Genomic DNA, 20,313 nt, shown 5'->3' on the forward strand with positions numbered 1-20,313 from the left:
TTATTCCTCCAGTTCCTCCTGGTGCTCGATTGCAACTTTAATTAAGTCATGGACGTGATGGTCATCGAGCGAATAATAAACGTTTTTGCCATCTTTTCTTATTTTGGCTAAACCGTGTTTTTTTAACGTACGTAAATGATGAGAAGCGCTAGCAACTGATGTATCGGTGATCGCAGCTACATCACATACGCACAATTCTTCTTGTATCGTAAGGGAATGAGCGATTTTAATGCGTGTTTCATCGCTTAAAACTTTAAACAATTGACTAACCGATTTAATCGGAACTTCGTTAAGGGATGTATAGACATGTTGCAATTCCTCTTCCGTCACAGCGGACGTACAATTAGGAAGTTTCATTTTTTAACCTCTTTCATTCAAATGTTCGTTTGAGTATATTATATTCAAATATATATTTGAATGTCAATCATTTGATTACCCAATTTAATTCGATTAAAATTTTACAAATAGAAAGAGGTGACAACATGATTCGTGGAGGTAAACTAACGGATTTAGATCAAATAGTTGATTTAGTTGAACGAGCTAAACAGAAAATGAAACAAGAAGGAAACGATCAGTGGGATGATACGTATCCGACAAAAGAGCATTATGAAGCGGATTTACATAATGGACAGTTATATGTCTTTGAGCAAGGTGGGAAAATTCATGGTGCAGCCTGTATAAGCGATGAAGGACACCATGAATATGATGAGATTCCTTGGAAAATTTCTAAAAAACCTTATCTTTGTATGAAACGCTTGGCTGTTGATCCAGACTCTCGTCATAAAGGTATAGGACTCGCTTTTTATCAATATGCAGATGAGTTGGCAAAACAAATAGGAGTACCCTCTCTAAGAACAGATACGAATGGATCCAATAAAGCTGCGCTACGTTTGTTTGAAAAAGCAGGTTATTCATATGTCGCATCTGAGCCACACGGCTATTATAAAGAGCCTTTTGTGTATTATGAAAAGAATGTTGATTAGTGTTTAATAATTTCATTTAGTGCTTAATACTATAAAATTACTGCTTAATACTGTTAAAAAAGGGTTGATCCAACTATTTGGATCAACCCTTTGTCTTTATTATTTCGTAAGTGATAAATATTCTTCTACATCATTTTTACAAAGCTGGATTCCTTTTTCCCAGAATGATTCTTGCGTAATATCTTCACCTAAATGCTTCATTGCTAGATCTTCAACTGTCATGACAGCTGTATCTTGTAGTAAAGCAATGTATTTATTCTCATAGCTCGTTCCTTCTTCAAGTGCTTTCGCATAAATGCTTAATGAGAACAGGTAGCCGAATGTGTACGGGAAGTTATAGAACGGTACACCCGTAATATGGAAGTGTAGTTTATTCGACCAGTAGCTTGGGCTAGTTGTGTTAACCGTATCACGATAAGCCTCACGCTGTGCTTCGTCTGTTAACTCATTTAAGCGGCTTGCGGGTACAAATCCATTTTTACGTTCTTCATAAAAACGTGTCTCGAATAGGAAACGAGAATGAATGTTCATAAAGAAAGCAACACTTCGTTGTAATTTGTCTTCAAGTAAAGCAACTTTTTCTTCATCTGAAGAAGCTTGCTTGACAGATGCATCTGCGACAATCATCTCTGCAAATGTCGACGCTGTCTCAGCAACGTTCATCGCATAACGACGGTTTAGCGGGTGAACATCTTTAAGCGCATACGAGTGAAACGCATGGCCAAGTTCGTGAGCTAATGTCGCAACGTTAGACATGGAGCCACTGTACGTCATAAAAATACGTGACTGCTGGTTTAATGGAAAACCAGTACAGAAACCACCTGGACGTTTACCAGGGCGATCTTCAGCTTCAATCCAGGCATCTTCAAAAGCCGTCTTTGCAAAGCTTGCCATTTTCGGACTGAATTTATCAAAATGCTTTAGAATAAACTCAGCACCTTCATCGTAAGAAAGCTTTTTCTTATTTTTCTGTGTTGGTGCGGCTAAATCATACCACTCCAACTTATCTTTGCCTAAAAGTTCAGCTTTGCGGTTTAGATAGTTAACAAATGGATCTTTGTTTTTCGAAATCGCACCCCACATTGCATCAAGTGTTTCTTGTTTCATGCGGTTAATGGAAAGTGGTTCTTTTAACACATTGTCCCAACCGCGCTTTTTATAAACGTTTAAACGGAACCCTGCTAAGTGATTTAACGTTTTCGCAAATAGCGATTCTTTTTCTTTCCAAGCGGCTTCTAGTTTTTCGTAAGCTTCTTGACGCACGTTTGGGTCTTCGTGGGATAAAAGATTATTGGCTTGTCCAACCGATAACTCTTCACCATTAACGTTGACAGTCATTTGACCCACAATCGTGTTGTACATCTGGCCCCAAGCATGATACCCATCAACAGATAATGCTGAAATGAGTGCTTCTTCATCTTCAGAAAGCTGTTCTTGAGCTTGTGTACGCCATTCGTTTAAGACGAATTCTACTTCAGCTAATCGATTATCTTTTAATAATTCGTTCCAAACGCTTTCTTCAGTTTGGGCTAGTTTTTGTTTCAAAACATTAAATGCAGAACCATATAGAGCACTTAATTCTGTAATTTCACTACGTAATGCGCTTGCTTTATGATCACTCATATCTTGAGCTTCTAAGCAGCTCACAAAGGCTCCTGCTTGTCCCATATGTTGAACAATGTCCGCTGTCTCATCTAATAGTTCAGCGACTTGGCCGACGTCTGATGCTGTCGTTGGTGTTTTGAAATTGGATGTACGTTCTGCGTATGTACGCACGCGTTCTTTCGTCTGATCTAAATGCTGACGAAATTCCGGTGACTCACTTCCACCTTTAAAAAAGACATTTAAATCCCATACGACTGGGTAAGTTGTTTGACTCATAGGTTGACCTCCTAATTAGCTTCAAAATTTTCATAAAATTATAACTCATATTATATCACATGAAATACTTCGGTTAAAGAATATTTCGGAACTGGAAATAATTTAAAAAGAAGTCTTTAAATATGAAATTGTAGATTAAAATGAAGGGTTTTAAATTGATAGAATTTTTAAGTAACTAAAAAATTTATGTGGTAAAATAAGTTAAAGTGCGCACTCAAGAAGAAAATTAATAAGAGGAGAGGCAAATTAATGACATTATGGGGATTGTTTCTAATTATTGCTGTCATTGTAATTGTTTTAAGTTTTTCTTTAAAGGGGATTTTATCAAAAAAAAGTAGCACTGAAATTATGATCCTTGGACTTTTGTTTATTTTAACGGGTGGCATTTTATTAATTGAACCTAATCTACCTAAAAATACTATGATTATCTTAATTGAATTTGGCTTTGTTATTTTTGGCTTTTTCGTTGGTGCTTTAGGTTTCTTCAAAGATTAAAATTGTTTAGTAAATTAAATCACGTTAAGGTGGCGGTTAAATATGAGTGATACTCCAAAATTAACTTTACCGAAAGAATTAGAAATCTATCGAAGTCAAATTGAAAGCACGGTAAAACCTGTCGTTAAAATTTCTACATCAAAAATAAAAACGGATATCTATCAAAGTAAGTTTGCAGGCTATCCATACTTACCCAAGACAATGGAACACCCAAAGGATGCTAGGGATAGACCTATGAAATTGTTAGCTCAGTTGAATTTTGAAGAAATTCCACTATTAGATAATATGCCCAAGGAAGGAATATTACAGTTCTTTATCTCAGCCGAAGACGATGTGATGGGTATTGAATTTGATAATATGACAAATCAGAAAAATTTCAAAGTATTATTTCATGACAAGATAGAGAAAGATAAGTCATTATTAGTTTCTGACTTCTCATACTTGGATGACCTTGATACTGAATACTTTCCGATGCAACACGAATTATCATTAATATTTAACATCGAATATGAACCAGTATCTATCGCAGATTTTAAAATTGATGAGTTGCTAGGTGATAGTGTGGATTTATCAGTTCAAGTGAGTGATGGTGAAGGTGAAAAAGAACTTTGGGAAGTTTATAACGATACATTCTTAGGGGATGGACATAAGGTTGGTGGATATCCTTATTTCACACAAAGTGACCCTAGGGATTATGAAAAAAGTTATGTTGGACAAGATATTTTATTACTCCAAATAGATAGTGACTTTGATAAAGGCATTATGTGGGGAGACAGTGGTATAGCTAACTTTTTTATCAAGAAAGAGGACTTACTAAACTTAAACTTTTCAAACGTGATCTATAATTGGGATTGCCATTAACTTAATAAAGTTTTCCACTCAAAAAGGACTTAGAAAAAATCTAAGTCCTTATCTAATTTGCTTTATATGAATTGCATTCAAAGGAACCTGTTAGTTCGATTACATCGTTTTAAACTTAATTAAATTAAACTTAAATCGCGCTTCTAGGCCTTGGCCTGGTTTTACAAACAATTTGCCGTTCTCTAGTTGCCATTGATTGTCTTCAGATTGCTTTAAATCATTTAGTTGATAAACATATTGTAGACGGTGGGCAAATGATTCCGGATCATCAGAATAAATTGTTACATGATTAAAATCACTTTTATTAATATCCTGTGAGTCAGTCGGAACATTGCCTGGACCGTCCCATTCTATTAAAAATGGTAGCGGCTCTTGATTAAACTCATACTTAGGAAAAAGCATTTTCCATTTTAAAACAGAACCATCTGGACGCGTGCGCTCACCAGGGAAAGGCCCAACATACTCAATACCTTGTTCGTCAAAATGCTTTTGGTATTGAGCGATATCATCTATACGTAATGCAAACTGAATCGGCCCTTCCAAACCTTGGTCATACGTATGGACAGTGTGCTGAATAAGAGGGTTATCAGATGCTCTTGCAGTATTGAGATTATAAATCCCTAACCATTCAACATACGCATTATTGTTATAAAAAGCTAAATGATTAAAGGTCCCCCAATGCTCGTGCTTACCACCTGGCAATCCGACTTGCTTGTGAGAGGCAGAAAAAATCTCCTGGTGCCGCTTAGGGTCACTTGAGAAAATCACTAAATGATCAAAAGCAATCATCCAAAACACTCCTTACATATTAAAGGCTTTAGCAAGTTTCGTATAAGAATCCAATCGACGTTCAAAAGGACTGACAATACAATTGACCATTACTTCTTGAACGTTAAACGTTTCTGCTATATGTTCTATTTGTTGTTTAACACTCTCGACATCGCCGACAATCATCCGTTTACGATTATCTCGTACGGCTTCTTCCTCATACATATTATATTTATATTGACTTGCTTCTTCCGGACTAGGGAAATAATGTCTTGGTTTACCTTGTGCTAAGGTAAGTAAACTATAGTCTAAACTTGAGGCTAGAAATTCAGCCTCTTCCTCAGTATCACCAACTACGGCGAAAACTGCCACGCTTGCATGAGGCTCTTCCATAAGTGGTGATGGGATAAAACTGTTGTAATAACGTTCAATAGCGGCTGGGTGACCGTCGCCGTTAATAAACTGAGCGAACGTGTAGCCTGTACCAAGCTGACCCGCAACTGAAGCACTTCCACCACTTGAACCTAACATGAAGACAGGTGGCGTCGTCTCGCTGAGCGGCGATGCTTTGACGTGATACCCTTCAGGTGAGTTTCCGGTTAAATAATCAATTAAATGAGACACCTGTGTTGGATAGCTTTGGACATCAGGATACTGCCCTCGATTCAGAGCATAATTGACCCCAGGCATACCGCCAGGAGCTCGCCCTACTCCTAAATCAATTCGTTCTGGATATAGCCCTTCTAAAACTCGAAACGTTTCTGCGACTTTGTAAGGCGTGTAGTGTGGGAGTAATACTCCGCCAGTTCCTACCCTAATTTGATTCGTATGTGCTGCAACAGCAGAAACTAAAATCTCCGGTGCAGAACCGGCTAAACTTTTTGTGCTGTGGTGTTCACTCATCCAAAATCGTTTATAGCCTAAGTCATCGACGTGTTTCGCTAATTGAATCGTTTGTGCTAAAGCTTCTTGTTCATTATGGCCTTCTAATAATGGTGATTGATCTAGTACGCTAAGTTCTATTGGCATAAAAAGACACCTTTCTAATCTATGTTTATGCTTTAATTGTTTGATATTTATTACAAAAATTCAATTGATATGCATGGTTGTGGGGATAAAAAAAGGGCTGACCTATCGTTTGGCCAGCCTCAACTGTTTATCTAATCATTTTTAGTATGACGCTTAAGATTGCAACAAAAATTAGTGCACCGAGAATAGCTGGAAGTATATAAATGCCCATCATTTCTGGTCCGAATTGGCCGAAAATCGATTCGCCAATCCAAGCACCTACGACACCTGCAACGATGTTACCGATTATGCCACCTGGCACACCACCAAGCATTAAGCCGGCAATCCAACCGATTAAACCACCTACAATGAGGAATAGTATTAATCCCATTAGAATCTCTCCTTATTAAAATTGGTTAGTCTTAATATACCCATATGGCGACTATTGCAAAACATGCCTAAAATCAAAATAAAAATAAGATGTAGCAAATAGATGATGATCTAGTAAATAGGTCTTATAAGGTTTGAGAGAGTCAAAATGGAGGTAAAATAACAATAACAGGGGTGGTTGGATGGTGTATGAGAAAGTTTTATTATTAATAAATGGCGAGAAAAGCATGGATGAAAAACAACAAGTCATGCAACAGGTTGTCCCGATTTTAGAGCCTAACATTCAAAAGTTAACAATCCGCCAAACTTTTTCTAAAGAAGAGTTTCAGGAAATGTGTCAGGAAGCAACTCATTTCAGTCTTATAATCATCTACGGTGGAGATGGGACAGTACATTTAGCGATCAATGAGCTTGGAAAAATGGATGCCCCTCCACCATTAGCGGTTTTGCCAGGCGGGACGTGTAATGACTTTTCAAGATCTATTTCAATTCCTCAGAACTTAAAAAAAGCAGCACAAACGATTATGTCTAACAAAATTCGAAATGTAGATTTAGCTTATGTTAATGGCAGGTATTATGTAAATTTTGCAGGCGTGGGGTTAATTACTGAAGCGTCTGAGAATATTGACCCACAATTGAAAAGCTCCTTTGGGCGGTTGAGTTATTTTGTTAGTGCAATCCAACAATTTCAGCAGAGTCAATCACAACCGTTTTATTTAGAAGTCGATGGTGAGGAGATAGAGGAAGAGGCGGAGATGGTACTTGTAATGAATGGATTTTACGTAGGTACCCATCAATTTCCGCTACCTGATATTTCAGTTCAAGATGGCTTGTTAGATGTATTTGTCGTAAAGGAATCGAACTTACAAATGATTAGAGAGTGGTTTTCGTTAAATTATATTTACGATGGGAATCAAGAATCGCAAATACGACATTTGCAGGCAAAAAAGGTGCATGTTGAAACAAGTGAACCTAAAGATGTAGATACGGATGGTGAAGTTTATATGCAAACTCCAGTAGATATTCATGTCATTCCTGTTAAGTTAAAGATGGTTGTAGGAGAAGAATTTTAATCTTCTCCTTTTTGACATACCGCAATCCCTAGTGGATAGCGTACACCTTCACGTTGTGTGTTTTCCATAACCACACCGTTTTGATAGAAAAACTCAACTTGATGATAGTCATCTACAAACAGTTCTCTAAATTCGTCTTGCGTTAATTGATGGACGTGGAATGGGTTTCCGCATGGCTCGCCACGCCCTTTACCAAAAGGCGTCGATACAATTAGTAGACCATTTGGTTTTAACAGACGTTTATAGTTATCGAGAAGTGCTTGTTCGTCTTCTATATGTTCAATCGTCTCGAAACTAACGATGCAATCAAATGTACCATACGTATCGATTAGGTTAGGGTCGGTCGCATCCGCAACTTCATATTTAGAGTTCGGATGATAGTATTCATGTTTGGCATATTGAATGATCTCTGGGTCTAAATCTAAACCAACAACTTCGTTTACTTGTTTTTTTCGACGCTTAGCAATCATGTGTGTCCCGTAACCGGCACCGCAAGATAAGTCTAATACTCTTCCATGTAAATAGTTTAATGAAAATTGATAACGTGCTATGTGTTCTAATAACAATGGATTTAACGAATCCATCATCTTAGGAATGACGCGTTCACCTGTATCTTTAATCATACTGTCCCTCCTTAAAGGCAAGTCTATTATGCCAAAATCAAGGCCGTTTGAAAACTGTTTTGACGCTCTTATTAACTAGCCGTATAATTGTCTTAAGATATGAGAAAGGTTGAGTATGATGGATGAAGAAATTTATCAAAAACGAAGAGAAGACCCGTCACTAAAATTATTTGTTGTTCTTTCCAAAGCAACCCGTACGATTTCTGATTTGGCTCAAGAAGATATGGTAAGGTATGGATTGAATCCAACTGAGTTTGCTACTTTGGAATTATTGTATCATCGTGGCAGGCAGCCACTGCAAAAAATCGGTGAACGGATTTTATTAACGAGTGGCAGCATTACATATGTGATTAATAATTTGGAGAAAAAAGGCTATATTAAACGAGTGCGAGCTGAACATGACCGTCGCGTTACTTATGCAGAAATTACGGGTGAAGGACGCGATTTGTTAAACGAAATCTTTCCAGAGCATTGGAAGGAGCTTGATGATATTATGTCGGGCCTAACTGAGCAAGAGAAAAAGCAAGCTATTAAACTCGTTAAAAAACTCGGCTTACAAGCAGAAAAATTAAAAAAATAAGTTTAACTTCTTTCGTTTTTGGGAATTAAGAACTATGAAAACTGCTTTTATGAGGTGAACAGCTTTGATGGATCACAAAGTTATTATTTATACAAGCGATCAATGTTCTAAATCTCAAATATTGAAAAATTATTTAGATGAATGGAATGTGGCTTACGAAGAACGAAATGTCAATGAGAATCAACAGTATCTACAAGAATTACAAGATCAGGGCATTTATGCGACACCAACTGTTTTTATCGGTGAGCAGATTTTTCAAGGATTACTAGTGGACCGAATTAAACAAGAATTAAATATTTAATATGATTAGACAAACACCCTTTGTAATTTCTTCTTCATAAGATGTTGTAGGGGGTGTTATTTATGGAACATCATCGATGGGATCCAGAGAATCAATTCCCGATGAATCATTATTATCCACCATATTATTATCCGATGTATCCAATCGATCAGTATCAAAACCACTTTTCTAACAGCCAACAACCATTATTTTTCGAAGTGCCTGAACAACAAGGCCAACCATCCTTACCACAACATTTATCGCCATTTGTGGAGTACTTTCAAGATGACCAAGGTGAAGTGGATATCGATAAAGTGATCGCAACCGCGAATCAATTTATGAAAACTGCCTCACAAATAGGACCGGTGGTAAAAACATTGAACGATTTTGTGAAAGGGATGAAATTCTAAGTCTTTCCGATTTAGTGTCGGAAAGACTTTTTTTGGTTAATTAAAAATTTGGATAGAGTTATATTCCAAAATTGTGTTAAAATGAAAAACATTGTGATAAAAGAGCGACGGAAAGAAGGATCAATATGTTCAACAAGTTAACACAGACATCGTTTTATTATGGTTGGGTCATTGCTGCAATTGCGTCCTTAGGATTATTCTTCTCAGGGCCTGGTCAAACCTTTGCTATATCCATGTTTACTGAAATCTATATGGAGGAATTTAACCTATCACCTTCAACGGTTTCGAATTTATATTCTATTGCAACATTAATTGCAGGTTTTCTTTTATTTACGATAGGTAAGTTAACCGACATATATGGACAGCGTGTTATGATGGTCGTCGTTGGTCTAGGGCTAGCATTTGCGACATTTTGGAATGCCATGATCACGGGTCCTGTTATGATGTTCTTCGGATTTTTTATGCTACGAATTTTTGGGCAAGGTTCGATGACGCTTGTTCCGAATACGTTAGTTCCACAGTGGTTTTTGGAAAAGAGAGGACGAGCGTTTAGTGTCATGGCTGTGGGTGGTTTCGCCGCGGCATCACTTTTCCCGCCATTAAATGCCTTTTTAGTTCAACAAATTAGCTGGCGTATGACATGGGTATTCTGGGGGGTAGCGTTATTAGTCATCTTCATCCCATTGGTTATTCTGTTTGTGCGGAATAAACCAGAAGATGTCGGGGAAGTAATTGATGGACGAGCTAAAGGAAGGCCTAAAACGCGTTCCTCGTCGAGATTACCAGTATTCCTATTAGTAAGTCTAAATGCTTTAATATTACTAACGTTAATTCCACCTATACATGAGACGCTAACTGAACGTTTCGATTGGATACCTAACATTTATGTTAGATTAATTGTTTTAGCGGCATTACTAGTATCATTATTTTTCTTAATTAAAACAAGGCGAGCAAAAGGTGAACAAGTTGATGTTCCTGAACCTTCTAGTGAGTCGGAAGATGTAAAAGAAGATCAAGAAGTGAGTTGGACATTAAAAGAGGCAATGAAAACTCGAGCATTTTGGGTGATTTTATTTTGTGTTAGTGTTCCGGCTATGACGAACACGGGGATTACTTTCCATCTAGTGTCTATTGCGGATAATAAGGGGTTATCATTGGAAATTGCCGCGCTTGTTCTGTCTTTAATGGCGATTATCGGGTTCCCCGTTACCTTTGTGTCAGGTTACTTAGTCGATCGTTTTAAAGTGAATTATATTTTAGCAGTCACGTTCCTCATTCATGTCGTTGCGATTTCGTGGTTGTATTTTGCTTCTAGTGCAACGGGCGCCATTATTTATGGTGTCATTTGGGGTCTGGCTCACGGTTTTGAGCGAATTGTACTCAATATCGTATGGCCAAACTACTTTGGTCGAGTACATTTAGGTAGTATAAAAAGTATCGCACAATCCACGATGGTCGTAGGTTCGGCTTTAGGGCCACTTCCTTTTGGCTATTTTTACGAATGGTTTAATGGCTTCGGTGAGATCTTATTAGTGATGCTCATCTTCCCATTAACTGCGATGCTGCTAGCAATTTTCTCGCCAGCACCGAGATATGAAGATTATCATGGATAAATCATAAAAAATCCGCGGTTAAATTTGATTAACCGCGGATTTACTTTAATCTTCGAGAAATGATATGACAAGTCCGCCTTCGCCAGCGTGTGTTGCGATGAGTGGACCCATTTCAACGAGTAATTCTTCTTTAGGGTTATATGTTTCTTTGATTGAGGCTAAGACTTTTTTAGCTTTTTCCTCACAGTTACTGTGTGCAAGGGTAATGGTTTTACCTTCTAATGATTTGGAATACTCTCCGATTTGTTCTACTAATCGTCGAAGTGCTTTTTTCTCGCCACGGACTTTTTCAGTTACTTCAATAGTACCTTCTTCAGAGGCTTTCATTAGCAACTTAATATTTAGTGTTTTGGCGATGGCGCCACGCATTTTGTCTAAACGGCCGCCTTTAATTAAATTTTCAACCGTTTTAAGCGAAAATAATGTAGTTGTTTTTTCTACGTCACGTTTAATTTGTTCAACGATGTCCTGAAACTCCGTATTTTGGAGTTTCATCTTAATGACTTCATTTGCTAATAAGTATATGCCTGATGAAGCGGTTTTCGTATTAATAATTTCAATCGTGCGCTCTGGCTCTTCATCAAGTAGCATCTCTTTACCAAGTACAGCATTTTGATAAGTCGCACTTAAGTTTTTCGTCAATGCCAGCATGAGAATCGGTTTGTCAGCATCCACCTCTTTAAAGGCATGATAAAAATCGTTTGGACTTGATGCTGATGTTTTTGGTAGCTCTTCAGTTCGAGCCATCTTTTCATAAAATTCATTAATATCTAAGTCTAAGCCAGCTTTATATTCTTGATCGTCAAAATGGATGTTGAGAGGTACTATTTTAATATTGAACTTCTCAACGAACTCCTTCGGAAGGTCAGCGCCTCCGTCTACCATAATTTGAAATCCCACAATCCTCACCTCTTCTTATACTATTTAGGGTTATTTAGTTAATAAAATCTATGTCTCATCATCAATAACTTTGACTTGTTTTTTCATAGAGGTGCTAAAAATAAACAGTATTAAGCCAAAGATGACAATGGAACCGCCTAAAAACTGTGGCCAAGTTACTAATTCATCTAATATAAAGTAAGCTAAAATTGATGCTCCGACTGGCTCGAATAAAATCCCCATTGTAATGGTCGATGCACTGATCCATTTAATGGCCCAGTTGAATAAAGAATGACCAAAGAAAGTAGGAATAACCGCCAGTGCGAAGAAATAAAGCCACGTATCTGTTTCATACCCGAAAAATGGTTCGTTCAAAATTAAATTATAAATAATAAGGGTTATTGCACTGAAGCCATAAACGACGAAAGTATAGGTAATTAATGAAAGTCGTTGGCGAACATTTTGTCCAAATAAAAGGTATCCGGTTACAGCAATGGCTCCTAGTAAGGCTAAGAAATTACCAAAGAGGGCCATGCCACTAATTTGAAAATCTCCCCAACTGATGATCACACTACCCGTTAACGCAATTAATAAACTAATGACAGCACCAATTGTGAATTTTTCTTTAAAAAATAAATAGCCACCAATAAAAGCCCAGACTGGCTGTGTCGTTACTAATACAACCGAGCTCGCCACTGAAGTGTGGTTCAATGATTCAAACCATAGGATAAAATGAAAGGCTAAAAATACACCGGAGGTTGCTGATAAGAGCCAATCTCGTTTGGAAATCATCGTCATCTCATGCCGGTATTTAATGAGAACAAGTGGCAGCATGATCAAAACGGCTAATAATAAACGATAATTGGCTATAATGGAAGAAGGAGCATCAGCTAGTCGAACTAAAATAGCGGATGTTGAGACGGCTAGGACGCCGATGAAAACTGCAATATATGGTGTGATTTGTTTCTGCTCCATCTTCTGTTCACCTCTAGTGTCTTTATTAGTAGTTTGGACGAATTCGATCAATAATAATAGGTCCTAATGCCACTCCTATAATAAATCCAAATATGTGAGCAATAAAGTTAATACCAGGTCCAAATGAAGTAAGTAATCCTATGATAATAAATACAACGACAATCTGTACACTTTGCGAATCAATTAAATCTCGTCTGGCAAAAATCATATAGCCATATAAGCCAAATAATCCATAAATAGCTCCGGACGCTCCAGCGTGTTGAACTAAGTCACTTCCAAGATAAAAGTAGGCTACATTCGCTAAAATGCCAATCGTTAGATATGTTAAAATGAATTTAAATTTGCCTAGCATGCTCTCGAGCGCTGGTCCAAATAATATCAAACTGAAACTATTAAATAAAACATGTGGTAAAGATAAGTGAACGAAAATGGGTGTAACGAGCCGCCAGTATTCGCCGTCTGCAATAAAAAAATTAATCCCTGATAGCATTCTTTCTAAATCAATCGAAATAGATGTAAGGATATATAAGATTAAGTGTATGGCGACAATGGTAGAGACAACAGGATAAAATTTTAAAAACTGTTGAAAACTCTCGGTTCGAATAAAAAACATAAACGTCGCCCTTTCCTTGTAAAAATCGCTTTTCTTAAGAATACTAATCTTTTTTTAAAGTTTCAATTAAAGAATCGAAAGTTGGTGAAAATATCGTGATCGTCGGCAATGGTATTGACTTAATAGAACTAGAACGAATCGAGAATCTCATTTTACATAAAGGCAAATTTGCAAAAAGAGTGTTATCACCAAAGGAGTATGGCCGATTTGAACAGTACTCCAACCTTAAAAGGCGTATAGAGTTTCTAGCTGGTCGTTTTGCAGCAAAAGAGGCATATAGTAAAGCGATAGGAACTGGAATTGGAAAACATATATCATTTCATTCAATAGAAATTTTCACAGATAATTTTGGGAAACCACAACTATATATAAATGGTGAGGCACAACAAAAAACTCACGTATCCATCTCACATAGTCGTGATTATGCCATTGCTCAAGTTATCATTGAAAAATAATTTTCTCTAACAGCTAGTCTGCATATTAAGACAAGTCGTCTCATATAGTGTATTGCGGGGTAACAAATGATCCAATGTGCACATTGTCACCGCAACACGAATAGATCGCTTGTTCCAAAGAATAAGTAACGATTATGAGGCGAAGGAGTTGTCTGAATGAAAGGAAAACTAGTGCTCTTCATTTTACTCTTGTCAATGGTAGGGCTGCTTGCGGCATGTGGGGAAAATACGGCTGATGATGTTGTCAATTCACTGAACAAAAAAGTGGAGGACATGCAGAGCTTCAAAGCAACTGCAGAAATGGAGATAGAAACAGGTGAAGAACCACAAAAATTTGATGTACAAGTCTGGCATAAGAAAGATGATTACTATAAAGTCATTTTAGAGAATGAGCTGGACGAAAAAGGGAACCAAGTTATCTTAAGAAATGACGAAGGTGTTTTTGTATTAACTCCTTCCATCAACAAAAGTTACAAGTTCCAAAACGATTGGCCGAAGCAGCACAGCCAACCATATTTATTAAATTCATTAGTATCAGATATTAATAATGACTCTGATCGTGAATTTAAAAGCACAGAGAATTTCTATGAGTTTACGGTAAAAACGAACTATAAAGGTAATCAACAGTTACCGACTCAAAAGATCTACTTCCATAAGAAAACCCATGAACCAGCACATGTTCGTGTGTTGAACTCTCAAAACGAGACAATGGTAAAAGTAGATTTCACAGAATTTGAGATGAATGCTGAAATGACTGAAGATGAATTTGACACGGAAAGAAACCTGGCTGAAGGCACGATTAGTGTCCCAACGATGTCAGAGTTAGAAGAACAGTCAATGTCAGTTTATTATCCAACGAATTTACCTGAAGGTGTTGAGTTTACAAACGAAGAAGTGATTTCGTTTGATGGTGGCGAGCGATCGATTTTAAGTTATGAAGGTGACAAGCATTTCACATTGATGCAGGAAATGTATAATGCTGGGTTCCCTACCTCAGTTGAAGTGCCGGTATATGCAAAAGGTGAAATGGTTGATTTAGGATTCACAACGGGTCATTTAACAAATAACACCCTTGAGTGGCAGCAAGATGGAATGAGTTTTGTGTTAGCAAGTGATTCGTTAACAGTCGCTGAGATGGTTGAAGTCGCAAAGTCGGTTCAAACCCAAGCGATGAAATAAAATGACATTACGAACCCAATTACCCGTAATATCCAATATATTATGGGTAATTTTTTTGTTTTATTTGAGTAGAGGTATATTTCGTTGTTGTATTGTGAGGAGCGAGAGGCGGCGACTCCAGGTCGGCTAAATGCGGCCACGTCCTGTGGCCAACGCCGACACTAGAACGTCCAGTTCGTCGCGGGAACAGCACGCGCCGAGGGGCCACAGGATGTGGGTCAGTTCGGCGTTGCAACAAATACTACTTGTTTAGCATCCTTGAAATAGTTTGCGCCGAGTAATCGCAGGCGCAGGACGTTGCGAACTTAGCCGAACATCCTCAATGTACCGAAATGATAGTGAGCTTTGGGAAGTTGAGGCCGTGCCCGCGGAAAGCGTCCGCCGGTAGCGGATCACAATACAGCAACTCAGTGTAAGACTGTTATCATTATTTTTCCAACGGCCGTTTTATTGACAATTAAATCGACGAACTAAGATAATAAAATTATAGATAATACGAAATAGAAGAGGGTTTAGGTATGAATAAATCTGCATATCATCGAGACACTTGGGCCGAAATAGACTTACAAGCTATTAAGCATAATGTCGTAGAAATGAAAAATCATTTAAATAACAAGGAAGTATTTGCAGTTGTTAAAGCAGATGCTTATGGCCATGGAGAAAAAGAGGTAGCTGAAGCGGCCTTAAACGCAGGCGCATCACGATTAGCAGTCGCGGTATTTGATGAAGCCCTCAGATTACGCGAACATTTTCCGGAAGTCCCGATTCTAGTCATGGGTTGGACTGCCCCTCAATATGTTCGATTAGCAGCTCAAAATAATATTACCTTAACGGCCTTTCAAACGGAATGGGTTAATCAGGCTAAATCTTATTTGAAGGGTGAGCCTCTTTCAATCCACCTCAAAGTTGATACTGGAATGGGACGAATAGGTATAAGAAGTGTGGAAGAAGCATATGATGTAATTAGAGCGTGTGATAACACTAGTATTAAAATCACAGGTGTTTTCACACATTTTGCAACGGCAGATGAATCCGACTTGCTATATTATCAACAACAGCTCGGAGCATTTAAGCAGTGGTTAAAGCAAGTGAAGCCACACCTCCCAGATGACCTTACCGTGCATATTGGAAATTCAGCCGCCGCAATGAGATTTCCAGATGATATGTATGATGGTGTACGCTTCGGGATAAGCATGTATGGCTTGTATCCATCTCCTACTGTTAAAGGAGAACAGCCTATTAAATTAAAACCAGCATTCAGTCTATATAGTCGATTAATTCATGTTAAAAAAGTTCATAAAGGTGATGCCATCAGTTACGGAGCCACATATAAAGCACAGGATGAAGAGTGGATTGGTACGATTCCAATTGGCTATGGTGATGGGTGGATTCGTAAACTTCAAGATTTCAGTGCATTAGTAGACGGTAATAAATGTCCTATTGTCGGACGGATTTGCATGGATCAATCTATGATAAAACTTAATCGACCTTATGAACTAGGAACTAAGGTGACTCTAATAGGTGAAGACCAGAATGCTTTTGTCTCAATGGATGATGCGGCGGAACATTTAGAGACGATTAACTATGAAATACCTTGCATTTTGGGCCAACGAATTCCTAGATTTTATATAACTTAAGTACTTTTTAATGACAAAAGTTAACAAATTCCCGTTTTAAAGCGACTTTTTTCCATTTTTTCTTTACGAATCATGGAGAAGAATGCTATGATATAAGTTAGATTTGCTGCGCGAAAATTGCTGGGGGTGTAATGAATGTCTGAATCTTCGAAGGAAATTGTATTAAGGCTTCCTGAATCATTACTAAGTGAATGTGACAGCCTAGTAGAGAATAGCGAAGAGTTAGATCGTGAAACACTAATCATGCAAGCGGTCAACACTTATGTTCAAGAAGAAAAGAAACGTAAGATTAAAGACAAGATGCGCCGTGGTTATGTTGAAATGAAGAATATCAACTTAGGAATAGCATCTGAAGCATTTGAAGCCGAAGAGGAGGCTGAAACCACTCTAGAGCGCTTAGTGAGTGGGGTGTAATTAATTTGTACGTAAAACGTGGCGACGTCTATTATGCGGATCTGACTCCAGTGGTAGGATCTGAACAAGGCGGTGTTCGCCCAGTACTCATCATACAAAATAATATCGGTAATCGTTTTAGTCCAACAGTCATTGTGGCTGCTATTACAGCCCAGATTCAAAAGGCAAAACTGCCTACTCATGTTGAGATTGATTCCAGTAAGTATAAGTTTGAACGTGATTCAGTCGTCTTATTGGAACAAATTCGAACGATTGACAAGCAGCGTTTAACAGATAAGATTACAACGCTAGATGAACATTTGATGAAGCAAGTAGACGAAGCATTACAAATCAGTTTAGGATTAATGGATTTATAATTAGAGAACCTAGTGTTAATGATAACACTAGGTTCTTATATTTTTGTGTAAATTAAGTTTTATTTACAATTTACGCCGTTAATCTGAAAAATATAGCGAATTTTTACGAATAGTGTTAAATTTATACTAAGACTTCTATTATATTTGGGGGTAAATAGAAATGAATCCGGAGTATCAAGATATCTTATTAGCGCACAGTAATGACATCATACATAGATGGATGAACGAGCTTGAAGACAGTAAACTCAAGGAATACAAATCCACTATTTCTGATGAAATGATCGAACAAGTTAACCGTGAATTTGTAAACATGATCTTTGACAAGCTGAAAAATGACTCTTCACGAGAGAGTATCGAACAGTTCTCAGAGCGAATCGTTAACTTAGGGTGGCCATTAGGTTATTTAACTGGTGGAATGCAATCGTTTAGAAGTATTTGCATTCGTACGCTTATCGAAAAAATCGACCGTCATGACCCAGAAACGTTCCTGCAAGTAATGGATGATGTTAACCAGTGGGTTGATCCGATTAAAAACGAGCTAATCGATGCTTATTCGTCTAATTGGTCTAACATTATTTCACTTCAAAAGGTTGCGCTACAAGAGCTATCAGCACCGTTGATTCCTGTCATGGATGGTGTGACCATCATGCCATTAGTTGGCACTATTGATACGGACCGTGCAAAACTAATTATGGAGAACTTATTAGATGGTGTTATCAAGAACCGAGCAGACGTAGTTTTAATCGATATTACTGGGGTGCCGGTGGTTGATACAATGGTTGCTCACCATATTATTCAAGCAGCTGAAGCAGTTCGATTAATTGGTGCAACGTGTATCCTGGTTGGTATTCGCCCTGAAATTGCGCAAACGATCGTCAATCTTGGAATTGATTTAGATAAATTCCCAACGAAGAGCACTCTAAAACGTGGGTTTGAAAAAGCATTAGAAATGACCGATCGACAAGTTATTAAGACGAACGATCATGACGACAAAGTAGTTGACGATATTATTCAGTCAATTGATAAGGAGTGAACAAAATGAGGATCCCTATTTTAAAATTACAAGACTATTTATTAGTATCCGTTCAAATAGAATTAGATGACCAAACGGCGATGCAATTTCAAGAAGATTTATTAAATAAAATTCATGAATCAGGTGCAACGGGGGTTGTGGTTGATTTAACATCAGTTGAAATTATTGACTCTTTTATTGCTAAAGTTTTAGGAGATGTTGTTTCTATGGCTGAACTCATGGGGGCGAAGGTTGTCTTTACTGGTATTCAACCAGCTGTTTCGATGACGTTAATCGACCTTGGTATTCACTTGAAGAATGTCCAAACTGCCCTTGATCTTGAACAAGGCTTAGTAAAGCTTAAGCAAGAATTGGAGGAGAAGTGATGAAAGGGGCCTTAACTACTGTACCAATTTATAAAGAGTGGGATATCGTAGGTGCCAGACAATCAGGCCGAAATATGGCTAAAGATTTGGGGTTTAGTACAGTCGACCAGGCCCGTATTGCAACAGCAATATCTGAGTTAGCCAGAAATATTTATTTGTACGCTGGACAAGGCGAAGTATCTTTCGAAGAAGTACAAGGTGATACACCTGTCGGCTTAAAAATTATTGCGAAGGATAACGGCCCTGGTATTGATCAAATTAGTAAAGTATTAGAAGACGGTTACTCAACTTCTGGAGGGCTAGGCGCTGGTCTGCCAGGAGTTAAGAGATTAATGGATGATTTTGATATTGTTTCAAATGAAAACGGAACGACTGTAACAGTTGTGATGTGGTTAAGGTAAGTGAGGTGATGAAGCTTGAGCTCAACAAGGCAGAATATAAATAACTACAAAGAATTGCTCGAGCAGTATATAAACACGATGGATGAAGCTTCTCTGTATCAAGCGGAGCAATATAGTAAGGCATCAATTCAACATAACGTATCACCAGATAAAATTATTGAAGAGCACTACAAAGCCCTTGTTGAATTGTTTCCAAACTTAGATGAGCGAGTTAAGGCTTCTTTTCAATTCTTAATTCAAACCATGATTAGTTATAGCGTTAACTATCAACAAACTGAGGAATTAAGGGAGAAGCAGCTTGAATTGAAAACGGAAATTGATGTTGCAGCTAATATGCAAAACACATTGCTTAGTACCGATGTTCCTAAAGTTGAGAACATTGATATTGGTGCGAAATCAGTTCCTGCGAAATTAATGAATGGTGACTATTATCATTTTGTTCAAGATGATGAAGGTAACATTGGTACAGCGATTGCGGATGTCATTGGTAAAGGCATACCAGCTGCTTTTTTTATGTCAATGATTAAATATGCGATGGAAAGTTTCCCTGAAGACCGAATGTATCCAAAAATCATTTTAGAACTCCTTAATAGAGTGGTGGAACGAAATGTTGAGTCTGGTATGTTTGTCACAATGTTTTACGGGTTATATGATATAAACAAACATGAGTTTTATTACGCAACAGCAGGCCATGAACCAGGTTTTATTTATCGTTCACAAATACAAGCATTTGAAGAAATTGATGCTAAAGGGCTTTTACTCGGTGTAAAAAAAGACACAAAGTATAATCAATACGTGACACATATTCAGCAAGGGGATATGATTGTTCTACTAACTGATGGTGTAACGGAATGTCGAAGCGGCGATCGTTTTATTGAGCGTGAAGAAGTGCTTGAAGTGATTGACCAGTATAAGGAGCAAAGTGCACAAAATATTGTCGATAATGTTTATAAATATCTTGAACGTTTGCAAGATTTCAAGTTAAGAGATGATTTTACCTTGTTAATTTTAAAAAGAAATTCATAGTACATGTTTAATCTT

General features: G+C 37.7%; 26 protein-coding genes. 17 read left to right on the top strand and 9 right to left on the bottom strand.

The window, feature by feature from the left end:
- Positions 1 to 357, bottom strand: a complete 357-nt coding sequence (locus tag EDC24_RS00120; RefSeq protein WP_124218864.1) for an ArsR/SmtB family transcription factor — start codon at positions 355 to 357, stop codon at positions 1 to 3.
- A 125-nt stretch (positions 358 to 482) separates the two neighbouring features.
- Here EDC24_RS00120 and EDC24_RS00125 point away from each other — a divergent pair, with 125 nt between their 5' ends.
- Positions 483 to 983 carry a GNAT family N-acetyltransferase gene (locus tag EDC24_RS00125; protein WP_124218865.1) on the top strand — a complete coding sequence of 167 codons (501 nt, stop codon included), beginning with the start codon at positions 483 to 485 and terminating at the stop codon, positions 981 to 983.
- Positions 984 to 1,082: 99 nt separating this feature from the next.
- On the opposite strand, the gene EDC24_RS00130 is transcribed toward EDC24_RS00125, so the two are convergent.
- On the bottom strand, positions 1,083 to 2,864 hold the full coding sequence (locus tag EDC24_RS00130; RefSeq protein ID WP_124218866.1) for a M3 family oligoendopeptidase: 1,782 nt from the start codon (positions 2,862 to 2,864) through the stop codon (positions 1,083 to 1,085).
- A 249-nt stretch (positions 2,865 to 3,113) separates the two neighbouring features.
- Here EDC24_RS00130 and EDC24_RS00135 point away from each other — a divergent pair, with 249 nt between their 5' ends.
- On the top strand, positions 3,114 to 3,359 hold the full coding sequence (locus EDC24_RS00135) for a hypothetical protein (RefSeq protein WP_124218867.1): 246 nt from the start codon (positions 3,114 to 3,116) through the stop codon (positions 3,357 to 3,359).
- Between the two features lie 42 nt (positions 3,360 to 3,401).
- Complete coding sequence (locus EDC24_RS00140) at positions 3,402 to 4,220, top strand: YwqG family protein (protein WP_124218868.1); 819 nt, start codon at positions 3,402 to 3,404, stop codon at positions 4,218 to 4,220.
- 99 nt (positions 4,221 to 4,319) lie between these two features.
- On the opposite strand, the gene EDC24_RS00145 is transcribed toward EDC24_RS00140, so the two are convergent.
- The 3 genes from EDC24_RS00145 to EDC24_RS00155 form a co-directional block, all read right to left on the bottom strand.
- Positions 4,320 to 5,009, bottom strand: coding sequence for a VOC family protein (locus tag EDC24_RS00145; protein WP_124218869.1), 690 nt, complete (start codon positions 5,007 to 5,009; stop codon positions 4,320 to 4,322).
- Between the two features lie 12 nt (positions 5,010 to 5,021).
- Positions 5,022 to 6,017 (bottom strand): LLM class flavin-dependent oxidoreductase, encoded by a 996-nt coding sequence (locus EDC24_RS00150; RefSeq protein WP_124218870.1) that lies wholly within the window; start codon positions 6,015 to 6,017, stop codon positions 5,022 to 5,024.
- Between the two features lie 127 nt (positions 6,018 to 6,144).
- Positions 6,145 to 6,387, bottom strand: coding sequence for a GlsB/YeaQ/YmgE family stress response membrane protein (locus tag EDC24_RS00155; RefSeq protein WP_124218871.1), 243 nt, complete (start codon positions 6,385 to 6,387; stop codon positions 6,145 to 6,147).
- 184 nt (positions 6,388 to 6,571) lie between these two features.
- Between EDC24_RS00155 and EDC24_RS00160 the strand changes: the two genes are divergently transcribed.
- Positions 6,572 to 7,459 carry a diacylglycerol/lipid kinase family protein gene (locus EDC24_RS00160; RefSeq protein ID WP_170158424.1) on the top strand — a complete coding sequence of 296 codons (888 nt, stop codon included), beginning with the start codon at positions 6,572 to 6,574 and terminating at the stop codon, positions 7,457 to 7,459.
- Here the strand turns inward: EDC24_RS00160 and EDC24_RS00165 are convergent.
- Positions 7,456 to 8,082: a class I SAM-dependent methyltransferase gene (locus tag EDC24_RS00165; RefSeq protein WP_124218873.1), complete on the bottom strand. Its 627-nt coding sequence runs from the start codon at positions 8,080 to 8,082 to the stop codon at positions 7,456 to 7,458. The two genes, EDC24_RS00160 and EDC24_RS00165, sit on opposite strands and share 4 nt — an antisense overlap.
- 115 nt (positions 8,083 to 8,197) lie before the next feature.
- Here EDC24_RS00165 and EDC24_RS00170 point away from each other — a divergent pair, with 115 nt between their 5' ends.
- The 4 genes from EDC24_RS00170 (at position 8,198) to EDC24_RS15280 (ending at position 10,965) form a co-directional block, all read left to right on the top strand.
- Positions 8,198 to 8,662, top strand: a complete 465-nt coding sequence (locus EDC24_RS00170; RefSeq protein ID WP_425455165.1) for a MarR family winged helix-turn-helix transcriptional regulator — start codon at positions 8,198 to 8,200, stop codon at positions 8,660 to 8,662.
- 67 nt (positions 8,663 to 8,729) lie between these two features.
- Complete coding sequence (locus tag EDC24_RS00175) at positions 8,730 to 8,963, top strand: glutaredoxin family protein (protein WP_124218875.1); 234 nt, start codon at positions 8,730 to 8,732, stop codon at positions 8,961 to 8,963.
- A 62-nt stretch (positions 8,964 to 9,025) separates the two neighbouring features.
- Positions 9,026 to 9,352 (top strand): YppG family protein, encoded by a 327-nt coding sequence (locus EDC24_RS00180; RefSeq protein ID WP_124218876.1) that lies wholly within the window; start codon positions 9,026 to 9,028, stop codon positions 9,350 to 9,352.
- 125 nt (positions 9,353 to 9,477) lie between these two features.
- Positions 9,478 to 10,965, top strand: a complete 1,488-nt coding sequence (locus tag EDC24_RS15280) for an MFS transporter (protein WP_245997918.1) — start codon at positions 9,478 to 9,480, stop codon at positions 10,963 to 10,965.
- A 45-nt stretch (positions 10,966 to 11,010) separates the two neighbouring features.
- On the opposite strand, the gene EDC24_RS00190 is transcribed toward EDC24_RS15280, so the two are convergent.
- From EDC24_RS00190 to EDC24_RS00200, 3 genes are read right to left on the bottom strand one after another with little or no spacing between them, the layout of a single operon-like run.
- Positions 11,011 to 11,865: a DegV family protein gene (locus tag EDC24_RS00190; protein WP_124218877.1), complete on the bottom strand. Its 855-nt coding sequence runs from the start codon at positions 11,863 to 11,865 to the stop codon at positions 11,011 to 11,013.
- Positions 11,866 to 11,913: 48 nt separating this feature from the next.
- Entirely contained in the window at positions 11,914 to 12,819 is a 906-nt protein-coding gene (locus EDC24_RS00195) for a DMT family transporter (RefSeq protein WP_124218878.1), read from the bottom strand.
- Between the two features lie 25 nt (positions 12,820 to 12,844).
- Positions 12,845 to 13,432, bottom strand: a complete 588-nt coding sequence (locus EDC24_RS00200) for a rhomboid family intramembrane serine protease (protein ID WP_124218879.1) — start codon at positions 13,430 to 13,432, stop codon at positions 12,845 to 12,847.
- A gap of 95 nt (positions 13,433 to 13,527) precedes the next feature.
- On the opposite strand from EDC24_RS00200, the gene acpS reads away from it, so the two are divergent.
- From acpS to EDC24_RS00245, 9 genes are all read left to right on the top strand, one after another.
- Positions 13,528 to 13,887: a holo-ACP synthase gene (gene acpS, locus EDC24_RS00205; RefSeq protein ID WP_124218880.1), complete on the top strand. Its 360-nt coding sequence runs from the start codon at positions 13,528 to 13,530 to the stop codon at positions 13,885 to 13,887.
- A 156-nt stretch (positions 13,888 to 14,043) separates the two neighbouring features.
- Positions 14,044 to 15,066, top strand: a complete 1,023-nt coding sequence (locus tag EDC24_RS00210; RefSeq protein WP_124218881.1) for a LolA family protein — start codon at positions 14,044 to 14,046, stop codon at positions 15,064 to 15,066.
- Positions 15,067 to 15,584: 518 nt separating this feature from the next.
- The gene (alr, locus tag EDC24_RS00215) at positions 15,585 to 16,703 is read left to right on the top strand and encodes an alanine racemase (protein ID WP_124218882.1); all 1,119 of its coding nucleotides are present in this window, start codon (positions 15,585 to 15,587) and stop codon (positions 16,701 to 16,703) included.
- Positions 16,704 to 16,838: 135 nt separating this feature from the next.
- A complete protein-coding gene (locus EDC24_RS00220; RefSeq protein ID WP_124218883.1) occupies positions 16,839 to 17,117 on the top strand; it encodes an antitoxin in 279 nt (92 codons plus the stop codon).
- A 5-nt stretch (positions 17,118 to 17,122) separates the two neighbouring features.
- On the top strand, positions 17,123 to 17,473 hold the full coding sequence (locus EDC24_RS00225; protein ID WP_124218884.1) for a type II toxin-antitoxin system PemK/MazF family toxin: 351 nt from the start codon (positions 17,123 to 17,125) through the stop codon (positions 17,471 to 17,473).
- A gap of 160 nt (positions 17,474 to 17,633) precedes the next feature.
- Positions 17,634 to 18,506, top strand: a complete 873-nt coding sequence (locus tag EDC24_RS00230) for an STAS domain-containing protein (RefSeq protein ID WP_124218885.1) — start codon at positions 17,634 to 17,636, stop codon at positions 18,504 to 18,506.
- A gap of 5 nt (positions 18,507 to 18,511) precedes the next feature.
- A complete protein-coding gene (locus EDC24_RS00235; RefSeq protein WP_124218886.1) occupies positions 18,512 to 18,871 on the top strand; it encodes an STAS domain-containing protein in 360 nt (119 codons plus the stop codon).
- Positions 18,871 to 19,272: an anti-sigma regulatory factor gene (locus EDC24_RS00240; RefSeq protein ID WP_124218887.1), complete on the top strand. Its 402-nt coding sequence runs from the start codon at positions 18,871 to 18,873 to the stop codon at positions 19,270 to 19,272. The genes EDC24_RS00235 and EDC24_RS00240 overlap by 1 nt, the downstream gene beginning before the upstream one ends.
- Positions 19,273 to 19,287: 15 nt before the next feature.
- Positions 19,288 to 20,298, top strand: coding sequence for a PP2C family protein-serine/threonine phosphatase (locus tag EDC24_RS00245; RefSeq protein ID WP_124218888.1), 1,011 nt, complete (start codon positions 19,288 to 19,290; stop codon positions 20,296 to 20,298).
- Positions 20,299 to 20,313: the final 15 nt, after the last annotated feature.

The sequence above is a fragment of the Aquisalibacillus elongatus genome (genome assembly GCF_003843875.1).
Classification (GTDB): Bacteria; Bacillota; Bacilli; order Bacillales; family Alkalibacillaceae; genus Aquisalibacillus; species Aquisalibacillus elongatus.

Coding starts and splice junctions, on each gene's coding strand:
- EDC24_RS00195 (WP_124218878.1), bottom strand. CDS start 12,819: ATGGAGCAGAAACAAATCACACCATATATTGCAGTTTTCATCGGCGTC.
- EDC24_RS00240 (WP_124218887.1), top strand. CDS start 18,871: ATGAAAGGGGCCTTAACTACTGTACCAATTTATAAAGAGTGGGATATC.
- EDC24_RS00180 (WP_124218876.1), top strand. CDS start 9,026: ATGGAACATCATCGATGGGATCCAGAGAATCAATTCCCGATGAATCAT.
- EDC24_RS00210 (WP_124218881.1), top strand. CDS start 14,044: ATGAAAGGAAAACTAGTGCTCTTCATTTTACTCTTGTCAATGGTAGGG.
- EDC24_RS00145 (WP_124218869.1), bottom strand. CDS start 5,009: ATGATTGCTTTTGATCATTTAGTGATTTTCTCAAGTGACCCTAAGCGG.
- EDC24_RS00140 (WP_124218868.1), top strand. CDS start 3,402: ATGAGTGATACTCCAAAATTAACTTTACCGAAAGAATTAGAAATCTAT.
- EDC24_RS15280 (WP_245997918.1), top strand. CDS start 9,478: ATGTTCAACAAGTTAACACAGACATCGTTTTATTATGGTTGGGTCATT.
- EDC24_RS00200 (WP_124218879.1), bottom strand. CDS start 13,432: ATGTTTTTTATTCGAACCGAGAGTTTTCAACAGTTTTTAAAATTTTAT.
- EDC24_RS00230 (WP_124218885.1), top strand. CDS start 17,634: ATGAATCCGGAGTATCAAGATATCTTATTAGCGCACAGTAATGACATC.
- EDC24_RS00175 (WP_124218875.1), top strand. CDS start 8,730: ATGGATCACAAAGTTATTATTTATACAAGCGATCAATGTTCTAAATCT.
- alr (WP_124218882.1), top strand. CDS start 15,585: ATGAATAAATCTGCATATCATCGAGACACTTGGGCCGAAATAGACTTA.
- EDC24_RS00130 (WP_124218866.1), bottom strand. CDS start 2,864: ATGAGTCAAACAACTTACCCAGTCGTATGGGATTTAAATGTCTTTTTT.
- EDC24_RS00165 (WP_124218873.1), bottom strand. CDS start 8,082: ATGATTAAAGATACAGGTGAACGCGTCATTCCTAAGATGATGGATTCG.
- EDC24_RS00150 (WP_124218870.1), bottom strand. CDS start 6,017: ATGCCAATAGAACTTAGCGTACTAGATCAATCACCATTATTAGAAGGC.
- EDC24_RS00220 (WP_124218883.1), top strand. CDS start 16,839: ATGTCTGAATCTTCGAAGGAAATTGTATTAAGGCTTCCTGAATCATTA.
- EDC24_RS00235 (WP_124218886.1), top strand. CDS start 18,512: ATGAGGATCCCTATTTTAAAATTACAAGACTATTTATTAGTATCCGTT.
- EDC24_RS00155 (WP_124218871.1), bottom strand. CDS start 6,387: ATGGGATTAATACTATTCCTCATTGTAGGTGGTTTAATCGGTTGGATT.
- EDC24_RS00170 (WP_425455165.1), top strand. CDS start 8,198: ATGATGGATGAAGAAATTTATCAAAAACGAAGAGAAGACCCGTCACTA.
- EDC24_RS00125 (WP_124218865.1), top strand. CDS start 483: ATGATTCGTGGAGGTAAACTAACGGATTTAGATCAAATAGTTGATTTA.
- EDC24_RS00135 (WP_124218867.1), top strand. CDS start 3,114: ATGACATTATGGGGATTGTTTCTAATTATTGCTGTCATTGTAATTGTT.
- EDC24_RS00120 (WP_124218864.1), bottom strand. CDS start 357: ATGAAACTTCCTAATTGTACGTCCGCTGTGACGGAAGAGGAATTGCAA.